The following is a 22217-nucleotide window of genomic DNA, read 5'->3' as shown; positions in this document are numbered from 1 at the left end:
CACGCGTTGCCGCAGCATTGAAGGAACAGCTCGGCGCTTCGCCTCGCGAGTTTTCGAGTTTTCCCGTGCTCAAGTGCATTGACGCATCTGCTACCATTCGAATCGACAGTCCTGCGGCATAACTTCAAAAAAATATGGACTATGACATGGCGTTGCGTAGCGCGCAGAAGCGGAATCTGAATCCATAAGCGACTCATTCAGAGCATGTCATCTGAGACTCGGTCCAACTCGATTGCAGATAGCAGCCAGGTGTTATGGGAGGATGGCGACCGGGTCTTTTCCCGTGCGTGGCGCTTGAGCCTGGACGGCGCGCAGACTTCGGTCATGGAGTTGCGGCTTTCCGCCGCCGGCCACACACCCGCGAGCCTCGAACGCCTCGCGCACGAATACCAGTTGAAAGACGAGCTTTCCGCCGATTGGGCCGTGCAGCCGCTCGAACTCGTGCAGGATGGCAGTCAAATCGTACTGGTGCTCGAGGATTCGGGCGCCGCTCCGCTCGACCGGCTGATTGGCTCGCCGCTTCGGCTAGAACGCTTCCTGCAACTCGCCATCCATATCGTTGCTGCGCTGGGCAAGGCTCATCAGCGCGGTCTCATTCACAAGGACATCAAGCCGACGCATATCCTGGTGAACGACGCAACAGGCGAGGTCAGGCTCACCGGCTTCGGTATCGCGTCGCGACTTCCGCGCGAACGCCAGGGCCCGGAACATCCGGAATTGATCGCGGGAACCCTCGCCTACATGGCGCCGGAGCAGACCGGCCGGATGAACCGGTCGATCGATTCGCGCAGCGATCTTTACGCGCTCGGAGTCACGTTGTACGAGTTGTTGACCGGAACCCTTCCTTTCACTGCGCTGGACCCGCTGGAATGGGTGCATTGCCACATCGCGCGGCAGCCCGCTGCGCCGGACGAGCGCGCCAAAGGCATCCCTGCCCCGCTCTCGGCCATCGTTATGAAGCTGTTGTCGAAACCCGCCGAGGATCGCTATCAAACTGCGAGCGGCCTGGAGTGGGACCTCAGGAGGTGCCTGGCGGAATGGGAAGCCGCCCGTCAAATCGCGCCTTTCCCACTCGGAACGCACGATACGACCCGACAGCTCCTGATTCCCGAAAAGCTCTATGGGCGCCGCCTGGAAATCGCGACGCTTCTGGATGCCTTCGAGCGCGTCGCCACGCAAGGCACGCGGGAACTGGTCCTCGTGTCCGGCTATTCGGGCATTGGCAAGTCGTCCGTCGTCAACGAATTGCACAAGGTTATCGTGCTGCCCCGCGGGATCTTCATCTCGGGAAAGTTCGACCTGCGCCTGCGGGACGTTCCCTACTCCACCCTGGCTCAGGCATTTGCCGAGTTGATCCGACAAATCCTGAACGACCAGAATGCCAACGTCGCGCGTTGGCGCGACGCGATCGAAGAAGCCGTTGGCCAGCACGGAAGATTGCTAACCGATCTGATCCCCGAACTCGCCAGCCTGATCGGACCACAGCCCCCTGTTCCCGCCCTCTCGCCGCTCGAAACCCAGTTGCGGTTTCAATCCGTCTTTCAAAAGTTCGTTAGCGTGTTCGCGCGCGTGGAGCATCCGCTCGTCATTTTCGTCGACGACCTCCAGTGGCTCGATCCGGCCACCTTGACCGTGGTCGAATATCTGATCACGCATGCCCAGACGCGCCACCTGCTATTGATCGGCGCGTATCGCGACAACGAAGTCGCGCCCGGGCATCCCTTGTTGAGTACGCTCGGTTCGATTCGCAAGGCCGGAACGGCGGTGAACAAGATCGCACTCGGGCCGCTCTCGCCGCATGATTTCAGCGAGTTGCTTTGCGACGCTTTCAGATGCACGCGCGAGCAAGCCTTGCCTCTGGCTACGCTGGTTCACCGGAAAACCGGCGGCAATCCATTCTTTGCGGGCCAGTTTCTGACGAATCTCGCGGAGGAAGGTCTCCTCGAGTTCGAGTCGAATTCGGCCTCGTGGCGCTGGAATCTCGAACACATCGAGGCAAAAGGCTTCACCGAAAACGTCGTGGATCTGATGATCCGCAGGCTGCAGCGGCTTTCGCCCACCGCACAGGACGCGTTGATGCTGCTTGCCTGTCTCGGCAGCCAGGCCGACGTCGGCACTCTCGCGAGCGTCTGGGGCGGCTCCGAGGCCAAGGTCCATGCGGATTTCGCCGACGCCGTCCGGGCCGGCGCGATCATCTCAATGGAGCGCAGCTTCAGGTTCGTGCATGACCGGGTGCAAGAAGCCGCGTATGCGCTGATCCCGCCCGCTGCGCGCGCCGGGCATCACTTGCGCATCGGCCGCCTGCTGTTGTCGCGTCTCGACGACGCGGACATTTCGGCCAGGATTTTCGATCTCGTGAACCAGCTGAATCCTGGCTGCGAGCTGATGATCGAGCGGCCTGAACGACATCGCGTAGCCGCCCTCAACCTCGAAGCCGCGAAAAAGGCGAAAGCCTCCACCGCTTACCGCTCGGCCTGCAATTACCTGGCGACCGCTGCGACACTGCTTTCGCAGCAAGGATGGAACGATTGTTACGAGCTAACCTTCAGCGTCTGGTTCGAGCGGGCTGACTGCGAGTTTCTTCTCTCCCACCTCGACGAGGCTACTGAATGGATCGATGAAATATTGCTTCGAGCGCGATCAAAGATCCACCGCGCCGAAGCTTACCGGCTCAGGATGGTCCTGCAGCTGGTGACCGGCGATAATGCGTCCGCAGTCAGGACCGCCCGCGAATGCCTGGGCATGTTCGATATCGACTTGCCCGATCATCCTGCGGATAACGAAGTATCGGCGGAGTATGAAGCCGTCTGGGCGCATCTCGGCGCGCGCCCGATCGAAAGCCTTGTTGACCTCGCGATGATGGAAGACCCGGAGATGCGGGAGGTCATGAACATCTTCCACATGCTCGGGCAGACGGCCTACTTCACCGACATCAACCTCGCCCAGACAATTGCGTGCCGAATGGTCGCCATCACGCTGCAATACGGCACAACCGATTCGGCTGTCATCGCCTATGCGTTCATTTCCATCCTGCTGGGCCCGTTCTTCCATCGATACCAGGAGGGCGAAGCGTTCGCCCGACTGGCAGTCGCAGTGGCGGAGAAGCACCGCTTCTCCACTCAAAATGTGGCCGCACATTTCTTCATGCAAATGGCGGTTCTCTGGACGCAACCGATCGAGGCCGCATTAGGGTGCGTCGATACTGCCATTCGGTATGCGCAAGAGACCGGCGAGGTCATCTATGCCAGCTTCAGTCTCGAACATCGGCTAACGGATCTTCTGGCGCACGGTGTGCACCTCGACGAGGCGTGGCTCGAATCGATCAAGGCCGTTGCGTTCGTCGAGCGAATCAATTTCCGGCACGTGCACGATATTCTCACGGGCATCCAGCAATTCATTCAGAGGCTTCGTGGGCGCTCGGGCGACCAGACGGTCATCGAAGACGCGACGATTGAAGCGCAAATCACGGAAAGCGGTATTGCCGTGGTCAACTGCTTCTACTGGATTTTGCGGGTGCAGCGCCACTATCTGTTGGGCGAGCACGAGAAAGCGCTCGCGTGTGCCGCCCGGGTCAAGCCGATTCTTTGGTCCGCACGCTGCCACCTCCAGTTCTCCAACTACTGCCTTTACTATTCGCTTGCACTCGCTGCCGTTCACAACACGTCGTCGAGCGAGCGACAAGCCGCGATCGAAGCCGATATCGCCGCAAACATTCAGGCATTCGAAAGATGGGCGCAAAGCGGTCCGGTCACGTTCGCGCACAAGCATCTGCTGCTGCGCGCGGAACTGGCCCGTCTGAAAGGAGACGCCCTGCAGGCCATGCGGCTTTACGAGGATGCCGCGCGCCTGTCAGGCGAGCGAGGCTTCGTTCAGGATCAGGCGCTGGCCAACGAGCTGGCCGGGCAGTGCTGCCTCGCCGCCGGCCTCGAGCGCGCCGCGCACGCCTATTTGCGCGAGGCGCGGGACTGTTATTCGCAATGGGGCGCACACCGCAAAATCGAACAGCTGGAGCAGCGCTATCCCTTGAACAAGCCCGAAGCGATGTCTGTCTCGCGCGTGACTATCGAGGAGTACGCCGAGCAACTGGATGTCGCGACAATCGTGAAGACGGCTCAGGCAATTACAGGCGAAATGGTGCTCGAGAATCTGATCAAGTCCCTGATGGTGACCGCGGTCGAGCACGCGGGTGCCGAACGCGGCTTGTTGATCCTTCCGCAGGGCGCCCACCTGCGCATCGAGGCCGAAGCCACGATACGAGGCGCCCAGGTCGTCGTGCAGTTGCCGCGACAGTCGCCGGGCTCGGCCACGCTGCCCGAGTCGCTCCTGCACTACGTCGCGAGCACGCGCGAGCCCGTCATCATCGACGACGCCTCTGCCGAAAACCGCTTTTCCGCCGATCCCTATATCCGCCAGATACGCGCGCGTTCCGTCCTTTGCCTGCCGTTGCTCAAGCAGGCCAGGCTGATCGGCGTCCTCTACCTCGAGAACAACCTGGCGTCGGGCGTTTTTGCCCCGAAGCGCATCGCCATGTTGAAGCTGCTCGCCTCGCAGGCGGCGATTGCACTGGAAAACGCCGGCCTGTACCGCGATCTCGCCGAACGTGAAGCGAAGATCCGGCGCCTCGTCGACGCCAACATCGTCGGCATCCTGATTGGGAATGTCGAGGGTCGCATCCTCGAAGCCAACGACGCGTTCCTCCGTATGCTGGGATACGACCGTCACGATCTGCAGCGTGGGAAACCCAGCTGGAGGGACCTCACACCACCCGAGTGGGTCGAGCGCAGCAAATCAGCGTGGGAGGAACTGGAGAAAACCGGGATCTTGCAGCCCTACGAGAAAGAATACTTCCGCAAGGATGGCAGCCGCGTGCCGGTACTGATCGGCATTGCCATGCTGGGCGAGAGCGCGGCTCAAGCTATCGCGTTTGTGCTCGATCTGAGCGAGCTGAAACGGGCGGAAGCGCAGGCGCGCCAAATGCAGCTCGAGCTGGCCCATGCAAACCGCGTCACGGCCATTGGGCAGCTCGCGGCGTCGATTAGCCACGAAATGAAGCAACCGATCGCAGCGACGGCAGTCAATGCGTCAACGGGTTTGCGCTGCCTCGAGATCGATCCGCCCAACGTCGGCGAGGCCCGCCAGGCGTTCGATCGTATCGTTCGTGACACGAGGCGGGCAAGCGAAGTGATCAAGCGGATTCATGGCCTCGTCGTCAAGGCCCCGACGACCAGCGAGATCCTGCAGATCAACGAGGCGATTCGCGAGGTCCTCGCGCTCGCGTCCAGCGAAGCGAACCGGAACGGCGTTTCCGTGCGGCTGCAGCTTACGGAAGCGTTACCGCCCATCAAAGGCGACCGGGTGCAAATCCAGCAGGTGATGCTGAACCTTATTATCAATGCAATCGACGCGATGAGCGCGGTTGAAGACGGGCCGCGGGAATTGACGATCAGCACCGCCATGGATGAGCCGGATACCGTTCTCGTGGCGGTGCGCGATTGCGGCCCGGGTATCGCTCCGGAGAACATCGAGCGCCTCTTTGAGCCGTTTTATACGACGAAGGCTAGCGGGATGGGTATGGGGCTCTCGATATGCCACTCGATCGTCAAGGCGCATGGCGGCCGGTTGTGGGCGAGCGCCAACGTCCCCCGCGGCGCGCTCTTTCGGTTCACGTTGCCGGTCAACCTCGCCGATACTCCGTAAGCCGCCCCAAAACCGACACCAAGGTATATTGACTCCCCGTTCCCAAAAGCCGATTGTTGAAGCGTCAGGCGCGCCGCAAAGGGACGGAGATGGACAACGAACTCAGTCAGACTGTGGATGCGCTCCCAGGGCTGGTATGGACTGCCTTTCCCGATGGCCGCATCGAGTTCGTCAATCGACGCTGGTGCGAATATACCGGGCTTTCCGTGAGCCAGGCGGCGGGCGAAGGCTGGCAGACGGCGTTCCACCCCGACGACCAGCCCGCGCTGCTCGAAGCATGGCGGACCGTCGTCGCCTCCGGCGAGCAAGGCGAGGCGGAAGCGCGAATGCGCCGCTTCGATGGCACGTATCGCTGGTTTGCATGCCGGGCCAGTCCGATTACCGATGCGGCCGGCAATGTCGTAAAGTGGTGCGGGATTAACTCGGACATCGAGGACCGTAAGCAGACCGAAGCGGCACTGCGCGCGCAAGAGCAGCGCTTTGAGTTGATCGTCGATAGCCTCCCCACCCGGGTCGTCCTTTTTGCACCCGACGGTGACGTGTTGCACGCCAACCGCCATACGCTCGAATACGCCGGTGTGACCCTCGACGAGTTGCGAGCGTGGAAGACCAATGGCCTGACCCACCCGGACGATCGGGACGCTGTGATCGCGCGGTTTCATGCGTCGATCAGCACCGGCGATCCCTATGACGCGGAGTCGCGCCATCGCGGCGCCGATGGCGGCTACCGATGGTTTCGCGTGCAGGGCTTTCCGTTGCGTGACAGCGAGAGGCGAATCGCCCTCTGGTATTTCCTTCAGACGGATATCGACGACCGCAAGCGAGCGGAGGCGCTGCTTGCGGGCGAGAATCGCCTGCTCGAAATGATCGCCACGGGGCAGGCATTGCCAACCGTGCTCGATGCGTTGTGCCGGCTCGTCGAAGAGATCGCGAGTGATTGCGTTTGCAGAGTCACCTTTCAGGATGCCCACGGCACGGCGTGCCGGCACCTGGGGTCCCCCGGCCTGCCTAAGCGCTTGCTCCCACGTCCTGGTGCACGTGCCGCCTCGCATGACTCTGGCCCACTCGGCATGGCGGTGTCCCTCAAGGCACAGGTGATCGTGCCCGATGTCGCATCAGACGTACGCTGGACCAGGGCGTGGCGGGAGCGCAGCCTCGCGCACGGACTGCGGTCCTGCTGGGCGACACCGGTCCTGTCGCGTACCAACGAAGTGCTCGGAACATTCACCCTGTTTCGGTCTGATACCGGCAATCCCACACCTCTGCAGCATGAGCTGATCGCACAGCTCACGCACATTGCGAGCATCGCCATTGAACGGGCACACAGCATCGCGGCACGTCAACAAGCCGACGAGCGCTTACGGCAAAGCGCGGCGCTGATGACCAAAGTGGAGCAGCTCAGCTCGAGCGGCAGCTTTTGCTGGTGCCCGCAGACCGGCTCGATCACGTGGTCGGAGCAGCTGTATGGCATCTTCGGCATCGAACCCGGCGTGCCGATTACGTTGGACATGATTGCGGCGCGCTTCCACCCCGGCGACCGTCTCATACTCGATGAAATGATCGAGCGGGCGCAAGCAGGCAAGGATCTGGAGTTCGAACACCGCCTGCTGCTGCCCGACGGCTCGGTCAGGCACATTCACATCCAGGCACACCCCACGCGCGACTCACAAGGCGGCCTTGATTACATCGGCGCCGCCCAGGACATGACAGAACGCCGGGACTCCGAGGGCGCGCTCGTCGCGCTGCGCGCCGAACTGGCGCATCTGAGCCGGGTCAATAGCCAGGGCGCCTTGACGGCTTCGATCGCGCACGAAATCAACCAGCCGCTGGCCGGCATCGTAACCAACGCCAGCACAGGACTGCGCATGCTGAGTGCGCAGCCGCCCAATGTCGAAGGCGCGCTCGAGACCGTACGGCGCACGATCCGTGACGGGCACCGGGCGTCCGAGGTGATGGCCCGCCTGCGTGCGCTGTTCAGCAAGAAAGCCGTGGCGACGGAGGCAGTCGATCTGGTCGAAGCCACACACGAGGTGATCGAACTGCTGCAGTGCGAGATTCGCAACAAGCGGATCGTGCTCCATGTGAAGGCGGCCAACGACCTGCCGCCGGTCACCGGAGACAGGATCCAGCTCCAGCAAGTGGTGCTGAGCCTGCTTCTCAACGCCGTGGAAGCGATGAGCGGTGTCGATGAACGCCCACGGCAGATGCGGGTGAGCATCGAGCGCGACGATGGCGGCTGCGTGCGCCTCGCCGTGACCGATTCCGGCGTGGGCATCGACCCGCAACACGCGGCCAAGCTCTTCGATCCGTTTTTTACGACGACGCGCGAAGACATGGGCATCGGTTTGTCCGTGAGCCGCCGCATCATCGAGAGTCACGGCGGCCGCCTGTGGGCCTCGTCCAACGCCGACCCGGGCGCCACATTTACGTTTTCCATCCCGCTTACGACGGACAGCGCGGCCGCTGCCCGCCGGCCCGTACCGACGGGTCAGCCCGCGCGTTCAGACGCTGAGCAGACCGAAAGGAACCTGTGATGGCCGAACGCCCGCTAATCGCAGTGGTAGACGATGACCAATCAGTGCGCGAATCGCTGCCCGACCTGCTGCGCGTGTTCGGCTTCACAGCACGGGCTTTTGCGTCGGGAGAGGAGTTCCTGGCATCTGGCTGTGCCGGCGAAGCGCACTGCCTGATCCTCGACGTCGCCATGCCCGGCATGTCCGGCCAGGACCTGCAGCACGAGCTCGCACGGCGCCAGCAAGCCGTTCCGATCGTCTTCATCACGGCGCATGGAGACGAGGCACTGCGCCCACACATGCTCGAACAGGGCGCCGTGGACTGTCTGTTCAAACCCTTTAGCGACACCGCCCTGCTCGGGGCGATCCAGGCCGCGCTCAAGGTCGAGTGATTCTTTTCGGGGCCTGTGAATGGAGTTCGTAATGACACCCGTACATGCAGTTGAATTCGCATCGAAATCGTCGTCGTCGCAAGCCGCGCCGGTCGTCTTCGTCGTCGACGACGATGTCTCGGTGCGCGAGTCGCTCGAAGCCATGATCCGCTTTGCGGGTCTCAGGGCGGAGACCTACGCTTGCGCTCAGGACTTCCTCGGACGCCCGCGCGCGATGGTCCCGAACTGCCTCGTGCTGGACGTGAGCCTTCCCGACCTGAGCGGCCTCGACTTGCAGAATCTCATCGCATCCGAGCGCACCGACATGCCGATCATCTTCATCACCGGTTACGGCGACGTGCCGATGACGGTACGAGCCATGAAAGCCGGAGCAGCCGAATTTCTCACCAAGCCGTTTGATGATCAGGTTCTGCTCGATGCCATCCGGCACGCCATCGAGCGCAGCCGCGCGGCATTGAGCAAGGAAGCCGGCATGCAGTCGATCCGCGAGCGCTACACGTCGCTCAGCCGACGCGAGCGGGAAGTCATGGCGCTGGTGGTTTCGGGATTGCTGAACAAGCAGGTGGGCGCGGAGCTGGGCATCAGCGAGATCACGGTGAAGGTGCACCGCCGTCACGTCATGCGCAAGATGGACGCCCGCTCGCTCGCCGAACTGGTCAACATTGCGGGAAAACTGCACGCCCAGGGCGCATCCGCGTGAGTGCCGCGTCAGCGCACCCAAGAGCGTTCGTCAGGCCCGATTCGGGTCGTTAGCCGACGCGATTGCGAACGCGACAACGCATGCGGTCTTGACAATGCACTCGACCGACGAGACGAGCGCTATGGCAACGCTGTGCGCGTACTCGAGAGGCAACGCCGGCGCTACGGCCAACACACTCGCCGCGCAAATGAAAACGAAGACGTGACGGGTAAAGCGCACGCGGACGATGGCGGCAAAACCGGTGAGGCACACGAGTGCCTTCGAAACCAGCACCGCGAGCAGTGAGGTGGAACTGATCGATCCGCTGAGTTCCAGCGGCGTCTCGAACAGTACCCAGCTGCAGACCGCAACGACAGACAGCTTGAATGGGCGCCCGGCTCCGGACACCAGGTCGCCGGCCCGGAATCCCGACAACATCCCATGCCTGCCGCGAGCGCGCTTCGTCAGATTGCCAGAGCCGTAGTTCATCACGCAGTCCTCCACACGGACATGGCCGGCCGAGCTTGCGCGGGCGGATACACATTCCACGATCCATCGTCGTGACGGAAAAAGAAGATCGACAGCAGACCGCCGGGGCGCACCGCCTCGATACACACGCAGCGCCGATCCCTCCGGGTATGGCGAACCCGCACGACATGTGCGGGCATTGCAGGCGTGGGCGCGAGCCACTTCTCGACGGCCCAGTGCAGCGTCATTTCGGTCGGGCTCATGGTGGCCTCCTTCGCGTCGTTGTCTACATCAAGGTTGGGTAACAGGATTCGCGGCGACCACGGCGTGACCGGTTTTGCTCCGGTTGCCGATGAAGGTGCTCACGAGACACAGCAGCGCGTGAACGCCCGCGAACGGATGTCTGAGGCATGCATTGACCTGTTCGCTGCGGCTCTCACCGAGCACGCACCAGGTGCAGAAGTGCTCGCAGTTATTGGTCAACAGGCGATAGCGGTTTTCGCCGAGCCGCGAGCGGGCGCGCAACACGGCGTGCGCGCCTGTATATCTCGTAAGCTCACGCGAGCGCACAGAAACGGTGTGACCATCGGCGAACTGTTCGATTGGGACTTCTTCGACAGGGCCGCGATACACGAACTTCGCGAAACCCGCGTAGTGAATGACCCTGCCGCTTCCGACATAAATGCCGTGATGTTCGTAGCCGTGGCGTTTCGTGACCAGGTGGGCACCGAGCGCGAGTTCGCCATTCGATCCATCAAGTGAGACATCCGCAGGCGTACAAGCGGCCGTGCATCGTGGGTCACGTTCACTGCCTGATTGGCGGCGGTCTCGGTCCATGGCTTTGCTCCAGCTCCGGCGGGTGTCGGCATGCGAATCAATCTAGGGGGTGCCCGGACGAGCCGCAATTACACCTTGGGTTCAGGCCGCGCCATTACAGGCATGCGCGGGTGCGGCTAACACCATCGTGCAATGGCGCCCCGCACCGCCTTCGGCCTACCGTTCACTTTGCGGATGAAGCCTTCTGGAGTTGATCCATGCACGAGCGAGTCAGGCATTCCACGCATGCCCCACTGAAGGCTAGCCACGTATTCGAAGAGTTTGCGAGGACCCTCTGGTATCTGCGTGCCCCGCTTGCAGCGCTATTTGTGCTGTTTCTACTGCTATCGGCTGCCATGTACTACGCCGGCGGCCCAATCGATACGGGGAGCAGGACGCCATCCTCGTTTGGGGACACCCTCTACTTCTGCACGATCACCGCACTCACGATCGGTTACGGCGACGTGGTGCCCACCACGCTCCTCGGCCGGATCGATTCGGTATTGATCGGCGTGCAAGGAGTACTGGTGACGAGTATGGTCACCGCCGCATTCGTTCGCGCTGTTCAGGAGGCAGCGCGCCGCGCCCACTGCGTTACACCATCGTGCAATTGAGCCGCACACCCCCGCTGCCTAAAGTGGCTCTGCACGGGCAACGTCTGCCAACGCTGGCGTTGCTCAAATGCAGCCATTCGCACACCGTGACGGGAAAGGCCATCATGCTCACTGACGTACTCCACCTTTCGCGAGCCCAGTTCGCGATGACGACGATCTTCCACATCGTGTGGCCGATCCTGACCATCAGTCTCTCTGCATTCCTGCTGCTCATCGAAACACTATGGATCCGTACCGGCGACGTGATGTACTACCGCCATGCGCGCTACTGGAGCAAGCTGCTCGCGCTGAACTTCGCCGTCGGCGTGGTCACCGGTATTCCGCTGGAATTTCAGTTCGGCACCAACTGGTCTGGTTTTGCGCAGTACAGTGGCCAGTTCGTCGGCAACATCCTGGGTTTCGAAGGCGCGATGGCGTTCATGCTCGAAGCTGGATTCGTCGGCGTGATGATGCTCGGCTGGGGGCGCGTGCCGCGTGGCGTCCACCTGTTTGCCACAGCGATGGTATCGCTCGGGTCCAGCATTTCCGCATTCTGGATCATGGTCGCCAATTCGTGGATGCAAACGCCCGCCGGTTTCGCCGTCATCAACGGCAGGATCGTCGTAACAGACTATCTTGCGGCCATCTTCAACCCCGACATGGTATGGGCCGTCTCGCACATGTGGACGGCCGCGATCGAAACCGGCATGTTCGTGATCGCCGGCATCTCCGCGTACCACCTGTTCCGCCAACGGCACGCCGAATTCTTTGCGCGTTCGTTCAAGGTCGCACTGGCCGTGCTCGTCTTCATTACACCGCTTCAGGTTTGGCTGGGAGACTCGAGCGGCACCAGCGTGTTCGCCACGCAACCCGCGAAAGGCGCCGCAATCGAAGGTCACTGGCAGACCAACAAGCCCGGCACGGGCGCCGCCTGGTCGCTCGTTGCGTGGCCCGATCAGCAAAAACAGCGTAACGACTGGTCAATCGAAGTACCGGGACTCCTGAGCATCCTCGGCACGCACACGCTGCACGGACGCGTTTCGGGTCTCACGGACTTCCCCCGCGCCGAGCAGCCGCCCATGGTGCCGCTTCTCTACTACGCGTTCCGCTTGATGGCCGGCATCGGCTTCGCGTTCATGCTGCTCGCGTTCTGGACCGCATACGCACTGCATAAGGCGCGCGGCAGTCTCGAGCGCCTTGTCGCGCAACGCAAGCTCCTGCTCGCGTGGGTGCTGTGCATCCCGCTGCCCTACGTCGCTGTCGAGGCCGGATGGATCGTGCGCGAGGTAGGACGCCAGCCATGGGTCGTGTATGGCCTGCTGCGAACGAGTCAAGCTGTATCGGCGGTACCCGCTTCATCCGTCACGGCCAGCATGGCGATGTTCTTCGCTTTCGACGTCGTGTTGCTCATCACATTCTTCCTTCTCGCGCGGCGTTGGCTGAAGAACGGCCCCGATCTCACGGCCACACCGCCCGCGACCACCATCGTCCCGCCTCAACCGGCGGCGACCGAATACTGAAACTTCGTTCTCCAACCGAAAGGAGATGGTTCGATGGACAGCACGACTCATACCCTGCTTACGCTCACGTGGTTCGGCCTGATCGGCCTGATGCTGGTCTTTTACGTCGTGACGGACGGATTCGATCTCGGCGTAGGCATGCTCACGCTGCTGAGCAGAAAGCGCGAGGACCACGACGTGATGATTCAAACCATCGGTCACGTGTGGGACGCCAACGAAACATGGCTGGTCGTGGTCGGCGGCGGCCTGTTCGGCGCGTTTCCCGCCGCCTACGCGATCCTGATGCAAGCGCTTTATCTGCCCGTCATGGCGATGATCGCCGGACTGATCATGCGGGGCGCCGCCATTGAATTCCGCCACAGTTCGCAGCACGGAAGGCTCTGGGACACCGTGTTCGGCGTGGGCAGCCTCGTCGCGGCCATCTCGCAGGGCATCGTACTCGGCAAGGTAATCACGGGCTTCCTGCCTGATGGCCCCAGCGCCGCGTTCATCACGGTGACAGCCGTTGGGGTTGTCAGCGGCTATGCCCTGCTCGGCGCGACCTGGCTCGCGAGGAAGGCGGCGGGCCCGATCCAGCGTTGGGCGCGACGGCTGGCCGTGGTGAGCGCGCAGTTCACCGTGGCTGCCGCAATCGTTCTCACCGCAGCGACCTGGTTTGGCGGCGTGGCGGTCCATGCCCGCTGGTTCCAGCCGGGCGTCCTCGCCCCCCTTGCGGTACTTGGCGCGCTCGCGGTCCTCTCGTTCGTGTGGCTCCTCGCGTCGCTCTATCGCGGACGAGAGCGCCAGCCCTTCCGGGCGGCGGTGACGCTCTTCATGGTGTCGTTCGCCGGCCTTGCCATCAGCCTCTATCCGGACTTCATACCCGGTCGGCTGACGATCTGGCAAGCGGCATCGGACACGCTGACCCTTGCGTTCATGTTGATCGGGATTGGCCTCGTGTTCCCTGTGATGATCGGCTACAACCTGTACCAGTACGCGGTTTTCCGCGGCAAGGTGATCGACACGACCCGCGCGTGAAGGTACGCGAATTCATCGAAACGACTCGATTCCAGGAGCAATCCATGAAGACGAGAGAGTACGCCGCGGCAGACACCGCACAAGTCCAGATCGAAATCCTCGAACGGTCCGAAAACATACTCGTCATTCGCTGGGTAGAGCCCGGACGATGCCATTATGGCGAGCAGCGCTGGCGTCGCCGCCATGCGCGCGCGTCTGGCGTGTGCGTTGTGTCTCGACGCACAATCCGTCGCGGCGATGCGGTCTTTCGTCCCGCCGAACGCCCTGCCCCTTCGAACGCAGCGGCGATGATCGCCGTGGAAGCGTTCGGCTATTGAGCGCGCCGTTGCGTGAAATCCGGATTCATCTCCTCATCAGCGACGCTGCGCTGCAGCGTCGTTTCCCCAGACAACTTGCATCGAAGAATAAAAAGCCGCTCAAAAGAGCGGCAAATATGCAGGGCTGTAGTGCCACGAAATCCCGTCAAGCGAGCCGGATATCCGGTTGAGCCAGCCCGTTGATCTGTTCGGCGGTCCAGAGCAGCGTCGCCCGGCGAAAACCGTGCAGCGCCTGCTGATGGCGTCGGTACAGCATCGCGTGGCTCAGCTGAGCGAGTTTGCCCCGGATGAGCCCCCCGGGAAACAAGCCAAAGCGCCCCAGCGTGCCAAAGGAGTCGTACTCGCTCAGCGACACGAGCGAACCGAAATCCCGGAATGCGAAGCCCGGAAGCGGCTTGTCGTCACGGATCCATTCCGGCAGATGGCGCGCCAGGTGCTCCGCCTGTTGAGCAGCGACCTGCGCAGTAGGAGGCAGCGGACGCTGCGCACCTTCCGGAGTCAGTGAAGCGCAATCGCCGAGCGCGAAAATATTTTCGTCGTGTAGCGACTGCAGCGTGCCCGACACCACGATCTGGTTCGCCCGGTTGGTTTCGAGGCCCGCTAGCCGGTTCATGAAATCAGGCGCCTTCACACCGGCAGCCCACACCATCAAATCCGCTCCCGCAAGCTTCCCGTCTCCGTAACGCAGGCCGCCCGGTTCAACGGCGGAAACGCCCGTCGAGGTCATGACGCGAAAACCAATCTTTTCGAGTCGCTGCTGGCTCGCTGACGAGATCTCCGGCGGGAAGGCGGGAAGCACACGTGGTCCGGCTTCGAGCAGCGTCAAACTCAGCCTCTCCCGGATCGCGGGATCGCCATAGCCGGCCGCAAGCTCGAAAAGGTGACTGAGTTCGGCAGACAACTCCACCCCGGTCGCGCCGGCGCCCACGATTGCCACCCTGAGTCCCTCATCCTTGACCACAGAACGAAGAGAACGCTCGCGCAACGCCACGTTGAATGCCTCTGCCTGCTGCTGGCTGTCGATCAGATGGCAATGCTCCATGACTCCGGGCACGCCAAAGTCGTTCGCACGGCTGCCTATGCACAGCAGCAGCACGTCGTATGGCACAGTTCGCGGCTCGAGCATCAATCCGCCCTCGTGCGCCTCGATCGCCGCAAGCTGGACTTCACGCCTTTGCCGGTCCAGTCCGCACATCTCACCCGGTTGATACGTGAAGCCGTGTTCACGTGCATGAGAGAGATAGATCACGCGCTGCTGATTCACATCGCGCGTGCCTGCCGCAATGGTGTGCAGCATCGGTTTCCAGATATGCGTGGGGCTTCGGTCGATCAGCGTGACGCTCGCCGCACCCGAACGGCCCAGCCCGTCGCCAAGCCTGGTTGCAAGCAGAATCCCGGCGATTCCCCCACCTACGATAACGATACGACCTGGTTTTTTCATGGCAAGCACTCAATGAATGTAGAACGATTTCCAATACGTGCCGATGGCAACGCACAGGTTGGGCAATCGCGCCCGCGCCAATGAGACCTATCGGTACCTGCGCAACTTAGGGTATGCAGCAATCAGCTGCAATTACACCTTGGGCGCAGGATTGAACCAACCTTTCCACTTGCACCAAGGTGTCGTTACACCATCGTGCAATTGAGCCGCGCGCCGATGCCTCATAAAGTTGGTGTCCATGAGCAAGGTCTTTCCAAAATCGACATCGCTCAAACCTGGTAAGGATGCCAAATGACTATGACTCGCACCATCTCAAGCAACGGTTCTCAGGGAACGATTACCTCGGGACGATTGTTTGTCCTTGAATTGAGCAGCAACTCGATTCATTCGATGAATCCGGACGGCAGCGACCGCAAGATGATCGTCACAGAATGCCGCCTACCCGACGGCATCGCAGTGGATGCGGAGGCCGGTCACATCTACTGGACCAACATGGGCAGTTCCCTGAGCGCCGATGACGGCTCGATCGAACGCGCCGACCTCGACGGCAGCAACCGCGTGGTCATCGTCGCGCAAGGCGTCACGCACACGCCGAAGCAGCTCCAGCTCGACAAGGACGGCGCCAGGCTCTATTGGTGCGACCGCGAAGGCATGCGCGTGATGCGCGCCAACTGCGACGGCTCGCAAGTCGAAACGCTGGTCCAGTCCGGCCGAGGCGACAACGACCGGCACGACCAGAACAAATGGTGCGTCGGCGTCGCCGTCGATCGCAAGGCAGGGAAGCTGTACTGGACGCAAAAGGGCCCGGACAACGGCGACCAGGGCCGTATCTTCCGCGCGAACCTGGAGATTCCGAATGGCGAAGATCCGGCCACCCGCTCCGACATCGAAGTGCTGTTCGATCATCTGCCGGAACCGATCGACCTCGAGTTCGACAGCGCGAATCGCGTCCTTTACTGGACGGACCGCGGTGATCCCCCGCGCGGCAACACGGTCAATCGCGCCCCGGTCGACGCAGCGACGACGCCCGAGATCGTGATCAGCCACCTGCTGGAAGGCATCGGCATCACCCTCGACGTGGCCGGTAACCGCATGTTCGTTACGGATCTGGGCGGCTCAGTCTATTCCGCGCAGCTCGACGGCAGCAACCTGCGCAACTTCCTCTATGCCCAAGGCAATCTCACCGGCGTTGCCTTCGCCGAAGTCTGACCCGTACATCGGAGAAATCACATGACTGAAACCAAACCCATTCGCCGCGTCGCCATCATCGGCACGGGCGTGATCGGCGCGAGCTGGGCCGCGCTGTTTCTCGCCAAAGGATTGCATGTCGTGGCTACCGACATCGCGCCGAACGCGGAAGCGTCGTTGAGAAAATTCGTGGAGTCCGCATGGCCGGCGCTCACGAGATTGGGCCTCACGCCCGGGGCGGCGATCGCTAACCTCACGTTCACGCCCGTGCTCGATCAAGCACTCGCCGGCGCGGATCTGGTACAGGAAAACGGACCCGAGCGAATCGACTTCAAGCAGAAGCTCTATGGGCAACTCGACGAGCTGTTGCATCCCGACGTGATCATTGCATCCAGCTCATCGGGGCTCACCATGACCGAAATCCAGAAAGGCGCCGCGACCCATCCCGAGCGCTGCGTCATCGCGCATCCGTTCAACCCGCCCCACTTGATCCCGCTCGTCGAGATCGTCGGCGGTGCGAAGACCTCGGAAGCGACCATCCAGCGCGTAGCGGATTTCTATACGTCGATCGGGCAGCGCACGGTGCGGGTCAACAAGGAAATGCCCGGCCACGTCGCAAACCGGCTTCAGGCCGCATTGGCACGCGAGGTGTACTACCTCGTTGCCGAGGGTGTGGTGAGCGCCGCCGATGTGGACACGGCCCTCTCCTGGGGCCCGGGTCTGCGCTGGGGCGTAATGGGCAACATGATGCTCAACCATCTTGGCGGCGGCCCTGGCGGCATCGAGCACTTCTTCCAGCAGTTCAGCGGCCCCATGACCGCCTGGTGGAAGACCCTCGGCACGCCGGTTCTGAGCCCCGACGTACAAAAGAAGCTTGTCGACAGCGTTCACGCCGAGACCGGGTCGCGCTCCATCGAGACGCTGGAGGCACAGCGCGATGAAGTTCTGCTCGGTCTACTCGAACTGCGTCGTAATGTTCGCAGTCCGGAGAAATATCAATCGTGATATTTAGCTGCGTATCCCCCGTGAAAACGACGGATGGGCCGTCCATCATGCTGTTCGGTCTCACGATGATCACCGGGTTCAGCGCGTTCATTTAATACCGCAGGCGTGACGGTGAGATCCACGTCGTCACGCCAACGATATGGAAAACTAATCATGTCATCGACAACCGTGGCGGACTCGTCTTCACCCCGAGCAGTGCTTGATACCTCACCGGCAGAAGTCGTAATGCTCGCAAATGTCCTGTACGAAAAGCGCGATGCGATCGCTTACGTAAGCGTGAACCGACCCAAAGTGCTCAATGCTCTGAGCACGCAGACATGGAGGGATCTGCGAACGGCTTTCGAGGCGGCACGCGAGGACGCTGCCGTGCGCGGCGTGATTCTCACCGGCGCGGGGGACAAGGCATTCATCGCCGGCGCAGACATCAGCGAGCTGGCGCACGCGAGCGCGATCGAAGCGGCGCAGTCGAGCCGCTTTGGGCAAGCCGTGCTCGACTTGATCGAGAACCTTGGCAAGCCCGTGGTCGCGGCGATCAACGGCTTCGCACTCGGCGGCGGCTGCGAAACAGCGATGGCGTGCACCCTTCGCATTGCCGCCGAGCACGCAAAGCTTGGCCAGCCCGAGGTCAAGCTCGGCTTGCTGCCCGGCGGCGGCGGCACGCAGCGGCTGCCGCGCCTCGTCGGCAAGGGCCGCGCACTTCAACTCATTCTGTCCGCGGAGCCGATCAGCGCACAGGAAGCCTGGCGCATCGGGCTTGTTAACGAGGTCGTTCCGGCGGCCGATCTCATTGGACGCGCTGAAGCCATCCTGAAGACGATCGCCTCGAACGCCCCCGTCGCCGTGAAGCTATCGCTCGAAGCGGTGAACAAGGGACTGGACGCGGGTCAGAGCGAGGGTCTCGCCCTCGAAGCCTCCTGCTTCGGACTGTGCGCCGGGACAGAGGACAAAAGGGAGGGCACGTCTGCCTTCCTCGAAAAACGCGCCCCGCAGTTCCTGGGACGATGAAACAAGCGCCACGATTCAGGAGAGATTCAATGGCAAGCGACAACATTTTTGCTGGACTCAAAGTGGTTGACTTTTCCAGCTTCGTCGCGGCGCCGGGCGCCGCCGTCATCCTGTCGGACTTCGGCGCCGACGTCATCAAAGTCGAACCACCGGGCGGCGACCCGTGGCGACATGGGCACAAGATCGCGCCACAGCCGGCGGCGGACGAACCGTATCAATGGCATCTGGCCAACCGCAACAAGCGCAGCATGACTCTGAACCTGAAGTCGCCCGGCGCGCAGCAGGTCCTCCAGCAGCTTGTCGCGTGGGCGGATGTGTTCATCGTCAATACGCCCCACCCCGCGCGCAAGAAACTCAAGCTCGAATACGACGACGTGATGCGCTGGAACCCGCGCCTGATTTATGCGGATCTCACCGGCTTTGGCGAAAGCGGGCCGGATGCGGAAATGCCCGGCTTCGATATCACGGCGTTCTGGGCCCGAAGCGGCCTGCTCTCCATGACGCGCGATGCCGGCGCACCGCCGACCTGGCCCGTGGCCGGCAGCGGCGACAACGCAACAGCGCTCGGAATCTACGCCGCGATCGTCACCGCGCTATTCCGGCGCGAGCGCACAGGTGCTGGTTCTTACGTCACGACTTCCCTCCTTGCCTCGGGTGTCTGGTCGGCGAGCGTCGCGATCCAGGCCGCGTTGGCCGGCGCGAAGTTCGCTCCGCCACACGATCGCAAGCATCCCGCGAATGCGGCGCTCAACGTGTACCGCGCGGCCGACGGCACCTGGTTCGTTCTCGTCGTGACACCCGACAAGCTGGCCGCAGTCGCGAACGCCATCGGCCGCCCGGATCTGCTGAACGATGAACGGTTTTCCGACCCGGCGCAGCTGGCTTCGAATATGCCGCAACTCACAGCGGTTCTCGACGATGTGTTCGGCGCGCAACCGATGACTCACTGGCACGACGTATTCAGTGGCGCACACGTCACGTATGGCGAGGTGCGCGGACCTCAGGAGGTCATCGACGATCCGCAGTTGCGCGCAAACGATGTCATCGTTCCGCTCGAAGGTGCAGGCGGCAAGCTGACTTCGACGATCAGCAATCCGATTCAGGTGCATGGCGTTGCCAAGGTGCCGGCGCGGCGCGCGCCCGATCTTGGTGAGCATAACGAAGCGATCCTCCGCGAGTTGGGATTCGATGCGAAGGACATTGACAGCTTGCGCGAAACCGGCACGGTGCCGAGCATCAACACGCAAGTCGCTTGACACAAGCGCGGCAGAAAGTTTGGAGCAACCCATGAGTGACATCATTACCGAATCGACTGACGACGGCGTTCTTCGCGTCGCGTTCAATCGTCCCGAGAAGAAAAACGCCATGACGGGCGATATGTACTCGCGCCTCGCGGATATCTTCAACGAAGCCTCCGGAAACGACGCAGTCCGCGTTGTGCTCTGGCACGGCATTGGACAGTCGTTCTGCGCGGGAAACGACATCGGGGACTTTCTCGATCGTCCGCCCAAGCCGGGCGACTTTCCACAGGGCCGCCTGATGGAGGCGCTCATCGCGTTCGACAAGCCGATCGTCGTGGCTGTGCAAGGCGCGGCGGTCGGCAGTGGAACGACCATGCTGACTCACTGCGATTTCGTCTACGCGGGCGAAAGCGCGAAGTTTCTGATGCCGTTCATCAATCTCGGCCTGGTTCCGGAATTTGGATCGAGCTTTTCGATACCCGCTCGCGTGGGTCATCTCAGGGCGGCGGAGTTGTTCCTGCTGGGTGAGCCCTTCAGTGCGCAGCGAGCGGTGGAGTTGGGCCTCGCGACTCGTGTGGTGCCCGACGGCGATCTGCTCGCGACCGCCACAGCAACGGCCCGGAAGCTCGCTGCAAAACCGGGTGGCGCGCTGCTGGCCAGCAAACGACTGATCAAGCAGGCTGTTATCGACCCGCTCAACGAGGCCGTGACCGCTGAAAACCAGGAGTTCATGGTGCGGGTTGGCTCGGCAGAGGCGAAGGAAGCGCTATCGGCTTTCCTCGAGAAACGTCCGCCTGATTTCACAAAGATTCCAAAGCAACCGGTGGCCAAGTAGTCCTTGCCTCCAACGCCCCCCTTTTGAGCGAGATTCATATGTTGACCGACAGCCAACGCGACATCATCAAGGCCACCGTTCCGCTGCTGGAATCGGGCGGCGAAGCCCTGACACGATACTTCTACAAGCTCATGCTCGACGGGTATCCGCATGTGCGCCCGCTGTTCAACCAGACTCACCAGGCCAGCGGTTCCCAGCAACGGGCGCTTGCCAACGCCGTCCTCACATACGCGCGCAACATCGACCACCTCGAGGCGCTTGGCCCGCTTGCGACTCGTATCGTCAGCAAGCACGTTGCGCTACAAATCCAGCCCGAGCACTACCCGATCGTGGGCACCTGCCTGCTGCGCGCCATTCGGGAGGTGCTGGGTCCGGACGTTGCGACCGACGCCGTCATCGAGGCATGGGGTGTGGCGTACCAGCAGCTTGCCGATATGCTGATGAGCGCCGAGCGTCAAGCTTACGACGCGCTGGCCAGCGCGCCGGGCGGATGGCGAGGCGAGCGCGCATTCCGCGTGGTCCGCAAAGTCAAGGAGAGCGAAGAGATCTCCTCGTTCTATCTGGAGCCGCTCGATGGCGGCGCCTTGCTCGATTTCGCGCCTGGCCAGTACATCGGGCTTCGTCTGAACGTGAACGGCGAAGAACTCCGCCGGAATTATTCGCTCTCCGCAGCACCTAACGGACATAGCTACCGGATCAGCGTCAAACGCGAGCCCAACGGCGTCGCATCGAACTACCTGCACGACGAGGTTCCCGAAGCAAGCGTGTTACAGCTCTTTCCGCCTGCTGGCGAATTCACCCTCCGCGATAGTGACCGGCCGCTTGTACTGATCAGTGGGGGCGTGGGTATCACACCAACGCTGGCCATGGCGCAAGCGGCTCTGGACGGCAACAAGCGGGACGTCGTTTTCATCCACTATGCGCGCAACGCGCTGGTGCATGCCTTCGCCGATGTACTCAAGGCGTGGCATGCCCGCTTTCCACGGCTGAAGTCTTACGTCGTCTATGAAGAGACTGAAGCACGGGGGGCGCTAGCCTCCGACGGGCAGGTCACCAACGAGCATGTTCCCGACGGAGTGGGCCGGCCAACCCTGGAGCAATTGCGACAGTGGCTTCCGCCCGCCGACGACCTCGACGCCTACTTCCTGGGTCCGAAACCGTTCATGGCTTTCATCAAGCGCTCACTGCACGAACTGGGCGTACCCGAGGAGAGAAGTCGATACGAGTTCTTTGGCCCCGCCGAAGCGCTGAATTGAGCTTCGATACGGCGGGCTGCTGTCGGGCCGGCCAGACCGATGCTGGTCTCGGCCATTGTTTGCGAGAAGTAGGCCGCTTTCAAACTCCCTGCGGCTCGACAATCGCTCGAGCGTTTCAGCACGTTGCATCCAGACATCGCGCCTGAACGGGGCCGCAGTATGCGTCGCATACCCGCCTCTCCCGTCATGGCGCAGGGATAGTGACGCCCGCAACGCTCAGGCCACAGAGCCCAA

The 22217-nt window shown here is 62.2% G+C and carries 18 protein-coding genes; 14 read left to right on the top strand and 4 right to left on the bottom strand.

Annotation, left to right across the window (positions count from 1 at the left end):
* Positions 1 to 294: 294 nt before the first annotated feature.
* The 4 genes from AB4Y42_RS13000 (at position 295) to AB4Y42_RS12985 (ending at position 9302) form a co-directional block, all read left to right on the top strand.
* Positions 295 to 5697, top strand: a complete 5403-nt coding sequence (locus AB4Y42_RS13000; protein WP_368694403.1) for an AAA family ATPase — start codon at positions 295 to 297, stop codon at positions 5695 to 5697.
* 89 nt (positions 5698 to 5786) lie between these two features.
* The gene (locus tag AB4Y42_RS12995; RefSeq protein WP_368694402.1) at positions 5787 to 8231 is read left to right on the top strand and encodes a PAS domain-containing protein; all 2445 of its coding nucleotides are present in this window, start codon (positions 5787 to 5789) and stop codon (positions 8229 to 8231) included.
* Positions 8231 to 8602: a response regulator gene (locus tag AB4Y42_RS12990; protein ID WP_368694401.1), complete on the top strand. Its 372-nt coding sequence runs from the start codon at positions 8231 to 8233 to the stop codon at positions 8600 to 8602. Before AB4Y42_RS12995 ends, AB4Y42_RS12990 begins: the two co-directional genes overlap by 1 nt.
* Before the next feature lie 31 nt (positions 8603 to 8633).
* On the top strand, positions 8634 to 9302 hold the full coding sequence (locus tag AB4Y42_RS12985) for a response regulator transcription factor (RefSeq protein ID WP_368694400.1): 669 nt from the start codon (positions 8634 to 8636) through the stop codon (positions 9300 to 9302).
* 30 nt (positions 9303 to 9332) lie between these two features.
* Here the strand turns inward: AB4Y42_RS12985 and AB4Y42_RS12980 are convergent, their stop codons facing one another.
* Genes AB4Y42_RS12980 through AB4Y42_RS12970 form a run of 3 tightly spaced genes read right to left on the bottom strand, consistent with a single transcriptional unit; the run spans position 9333 to position 10586 of the window.
* Complete coding sequence (locus AB4Y42_RS12980) at positions 9333 to 9770, bottom strand: hypothetical protein (protein WP_368694538.1); 438 nt, start codon at positions 9768 to 9770, stop codon at positions 9333 to 9335.
* Positions 9770 to 10012, bottom strand: coding sequence for a hypothetical protein (locus AB4Y42_RS12975; protein ID WP_368694399.1), 243 nt, complete (start codon positions 10010 to 10012; stop codon positions 9770 to 9772). The genes AB4Y42_RS12980 and AB4Y42_RS12975 overlap by 1 nt, the downstream gene beginning before the upstream one ends.
* Before the next feature lie 28 nt (positions 10013 to 10040).
* A complete protein-coding gene (locus tag AB4Y42_RS12970) occupies positions 10041 to 10586 on the bottom strand; it encodes a lecithin retinol acyltransferase family protein (protein WP_368688988.1) in 546 nt (181 codons plus the stop codon).
* Between the two features lie 197 nt (positions 10587 to 10783).
* On the opposite strand from AB4Y42_RS12970, the gene AB4Y42_RS12965 reads away from it, so the two are divergent.
* The 4 genes from AB4Y42_RS12965 (at position 10784) to AB4Y42_RS12950 (ending at position 14012) form a co-directional block, all read left to right on the top strand.
* On the top strand, positions 10784 to 11179 hold the full coding sequence (locus tag AB4Y42_RS12965; RefSeq protein ID WP_368694398.1) for a potassium channel family protein: 396 nt from the start codon (positions 10784 to 10786) through the stop codon (positions 11177 to 11179).
* A 104-nt stretch (positions 11180 to 11283) separates the two neighbouring features.
* A complete protein-coding gene (locus tag AB4Y42_RS12960) occupies positions 11284 to 12678 on the top strand; it encodes a cytochrome ubiquinol oxidase subunit I (RefSeq protein ID WP_368694397.1) in 1395 nt (464 codons plus the stop codon).
* A 33-nt stretch (positions 12679 to 12711) separates the two neighbouring features.
* A complete protein-coding gene (gene cydB / locus AB4Y42_RS12955) occupies positions 12712 to 13695 on the top strand; it encodes a cytochrome d ubiquinol oxidase subunit II (protein WP_368688985.1) in 984 nt (327 codons plus the stop codon).
* 44 nt (positions 13696 to 13739) lie between these two features.
* The gene (locus AB4Y42_RS12950) at positions 13740 to 14012 is read left to right on the top strand and encodes a DUF3331 domain-containing protein (RefSeq protein WP_368688984.1); all 273 of its coding nucleotides are present in this window, start codon (positions 13740 to 13742) and stop codon (positions 14010 to 14012) included.
* Positions 14013 to 14157: 145 nt separating this feature from the next.
* Here AB4Y42_RS12950 and AB4Y42_RS12945 read toward each other — a convergent pair whose 3' ends face one another.
* Complete coding sequence (locus tag AB4Y42_RS12945) at positions 14158 to 15453, bottom strand: NAD(P)/FAD-dependent oxidoreductase (protein ID WP_368688983.1); 1296 nt, start codon at positions 15451 to 15453, stop codon at positions 14158 to 14160.
* A gap of 390 nt (positions 15454 to 15843) precedes the next feature.
* Here AB4Y42_RS12945 and AB4Y42_RS12940 point away from each other — a divergent pair, with 390 nt between their 5' ends.
* The 6 genes from AB4Y42_RS12940 to hmpA all read left to right on the top strand — a co-directional run bounded on the left by AB4Y42_RS12940 (position 15844) and on the right by hmpA (position 21983).
* Positions 15844 to 16662 carry a 3-hydroxyacyl-CoA dehydrogenase gene (locus AB4Y42_RS12940; protein WP_368694396.1) on the top strand — a complete coding sequence of 273 codons (819 nt, stop codon included), beginning with the start codon at positions 15844 to 15846 and terminating at the stop codon, positions 16660 to 16662.
* A gap of 21 nt (positions 16663 to 16683) precedes the next feature.
* Positions 16684 to 17646, top strand: coding sequence for a 3-hydroxyacyl-CoA dehydrogenase NAD-binding domain-containing protein (locus tag AB4Y42_RS12935; RefSeq protein WP_368694395.1), 963 nt, complete (start codon positions 16684 to 16686; stop codon positions 17644 to 17646).
* 225 nt (positions 17647 to 17871) lie between these two features.
* Complete coding sequence (locus AB4Y42_RS12930) at positions 17872 to 18651, top strand: enoyl-CoA hydratase-related protein (protein ID WP_368694394.1); 780 nt, start codon at positions 17872 to 17874, stop codon at positions 18649 to 18651.
* Positions 18652 to 18680: 29 nt separating this feature from the next.
* On the top strand, positions 18681 to 19907 hold the full coding sequence (locus AB4Y42_RS12925; RefSeq protein ID WP_368694393.1) for a CaiB/BaiF CoA transferase family protein: 1227 nt from the start codon (positions 18681 to 18683) through the stop codon (positions 19905 to 19907).
* Between the two features lie 19 nt (positions 19908 to 19926).
* Positions 19927 to 20727 (top strand): enoyl-CoA hydratase, encoded by an 801-nt coding sequence (locus AB4Y42_RS12920; RefSeq protein ID WP_368694392.1) that lies wholly within the window; start codon positions 19927 to 19929, stop codon positions 20725 to 20727.
* Between the two features lie 38 nt (positions 20728 to 20765).
* On the top strand, positions 20766 to 21983 hold the full coding sequence (gene hmpA, locus AB4Y42_RS12915) for an NO-inducible flavohemoprotein (protein WP_368694391.1): 1218 nt from the start codon (positions 20766 to 20768) through the stop codon (positions 21981 to 21983).
* The last annotated feature ends 234 nt before the right edge of the window (positions 21984 to 22217 follow it).

Source organism: Paraburkholderia sp. EG286B (genome assembly GCF_040965655.1).
Taxonomy (GTDB): domain Bacteria; phylum Pseudomonadota; class Gammaproteobacteria; order Burkholderiales; family Burkholderiaceae; genus Paraburkholderia.
Note: the sequence above shows the minus strand (reverse complement) of the source record. Positions and strands in the feature narration are given on the sequence as shown.

Bases quoted from the DNA above. Each gene is read 5' to 3' on its own strand.
- AB4Y42_RS12995 (WP_368694402.1), top strand. From the start codon at position 5,787: ATGGACAACGAACTCAGTCAGACTGTGGATGCGCTCCCAGGGCTGGTA.
- AB4Y42_RS12990 (WP_368694401.1), top strand. From the start codon at position 8,231: ATGGCCGAACGCCCGCTAATCGCAGTGGTAGACGATGACCAATCAGTG.
- AB4Y42_RS12985 (WP_368694400.1), top strand. From the start codon at position 8,634: ATGACACCCGTACATGCAGTTGAATTCGCATCGAAATCGTCGTCGTCG.
- AB4Y42_RS12980 (WP_368694538.1), bottom strand. From the start codon at position 9,770: ATGAACTACGGCTCTGGCAATCTGACGAAGCGCGCTCGCGGCAGGCAT.
- AB4Y42_RS12975 (WP_368694399.1), bottom strand. From the start codon at position 10,012: ATGAGCCCGACCGAAATGACGCTGCACTGGGCCGTCGAGAAGTGGCTC.
- AB4Y42_RS12970 (WP_368688988.1), bottom strand. From the start codon at position 10,586: ATGGACCGAGACCGCCGCCAATCAGGCAGTGAACGTGACCCACGATGC.
- AB4Y42_RS12965 (WP_368694398.1), top strand. From the start codon at position 10,784: ATGCACGAGCGAGTCAGGCATTCCACGCATGCCCCACTGAAGGCTAGC.
- AB4Y42_RS12960 (WP_368694397.1), top strand. From the start codon at position 11,284: ATGCTCACTGACGTACTCCACCTTTCGCGAGCCCAGTTCGCGATGACG.
- cydB (WP_368688985.1), top strand. From the start codon at position 12,712: ATGGACAGCACGACTCATACCCTGCTTACGCTCACGTGGTTCGGCCTG.
- AB4Y42_RS12950 (WP_368688984.1), top strand. From the start codon at position 13,740: ATGAAGACGAGAGAGTACGCCGCGGCAGACACCGCACAAGTCCAGATC.
- AB4Y42_RS12945 (WP_368688983.1), bottom strand. From the start codon at position 15,453: ATGAAAAAACCAGGTCGTATCGTTATCGTAGGTGGGGGAATCGCCGGG.
- AB4Y42_RS12940 (WP_368694396.1), top strand. From the start codon at position 15,844: ATGAATCCGGACGGCAGCGACCGCAAGATGATCGTCACAGAATGCCGC.
- AB4Y42_RS12935 (WP_368694395.1), top strand. From the start codon at position 16,684: ATGACTGAAACCAAACCCATTCGCCGCGTCGCCATCATCGGCACGGGC.
- AB4Y42_RS12930 (WP_368694394.1), top strand. From the start codon at position 17,872: ATGCTCGCAAATGTCCTGTACGAAAAGCGCGATGCGATCGCTTACGTA.
- AB4Y42_RS12925 (WP_368694393.1), top strand. From the start codon at position 18,681: ATGGCAAGCGACAACATTTTTGCTGGACTCAAAGTGGTTGACTTTTCC.
- hmpA (WP_368694391.1), top strand. From the start codon at position 20,766: ATGTTGACCGACAGCCAACGCGACATCATCAAGGCCACCGTTCCGCTG.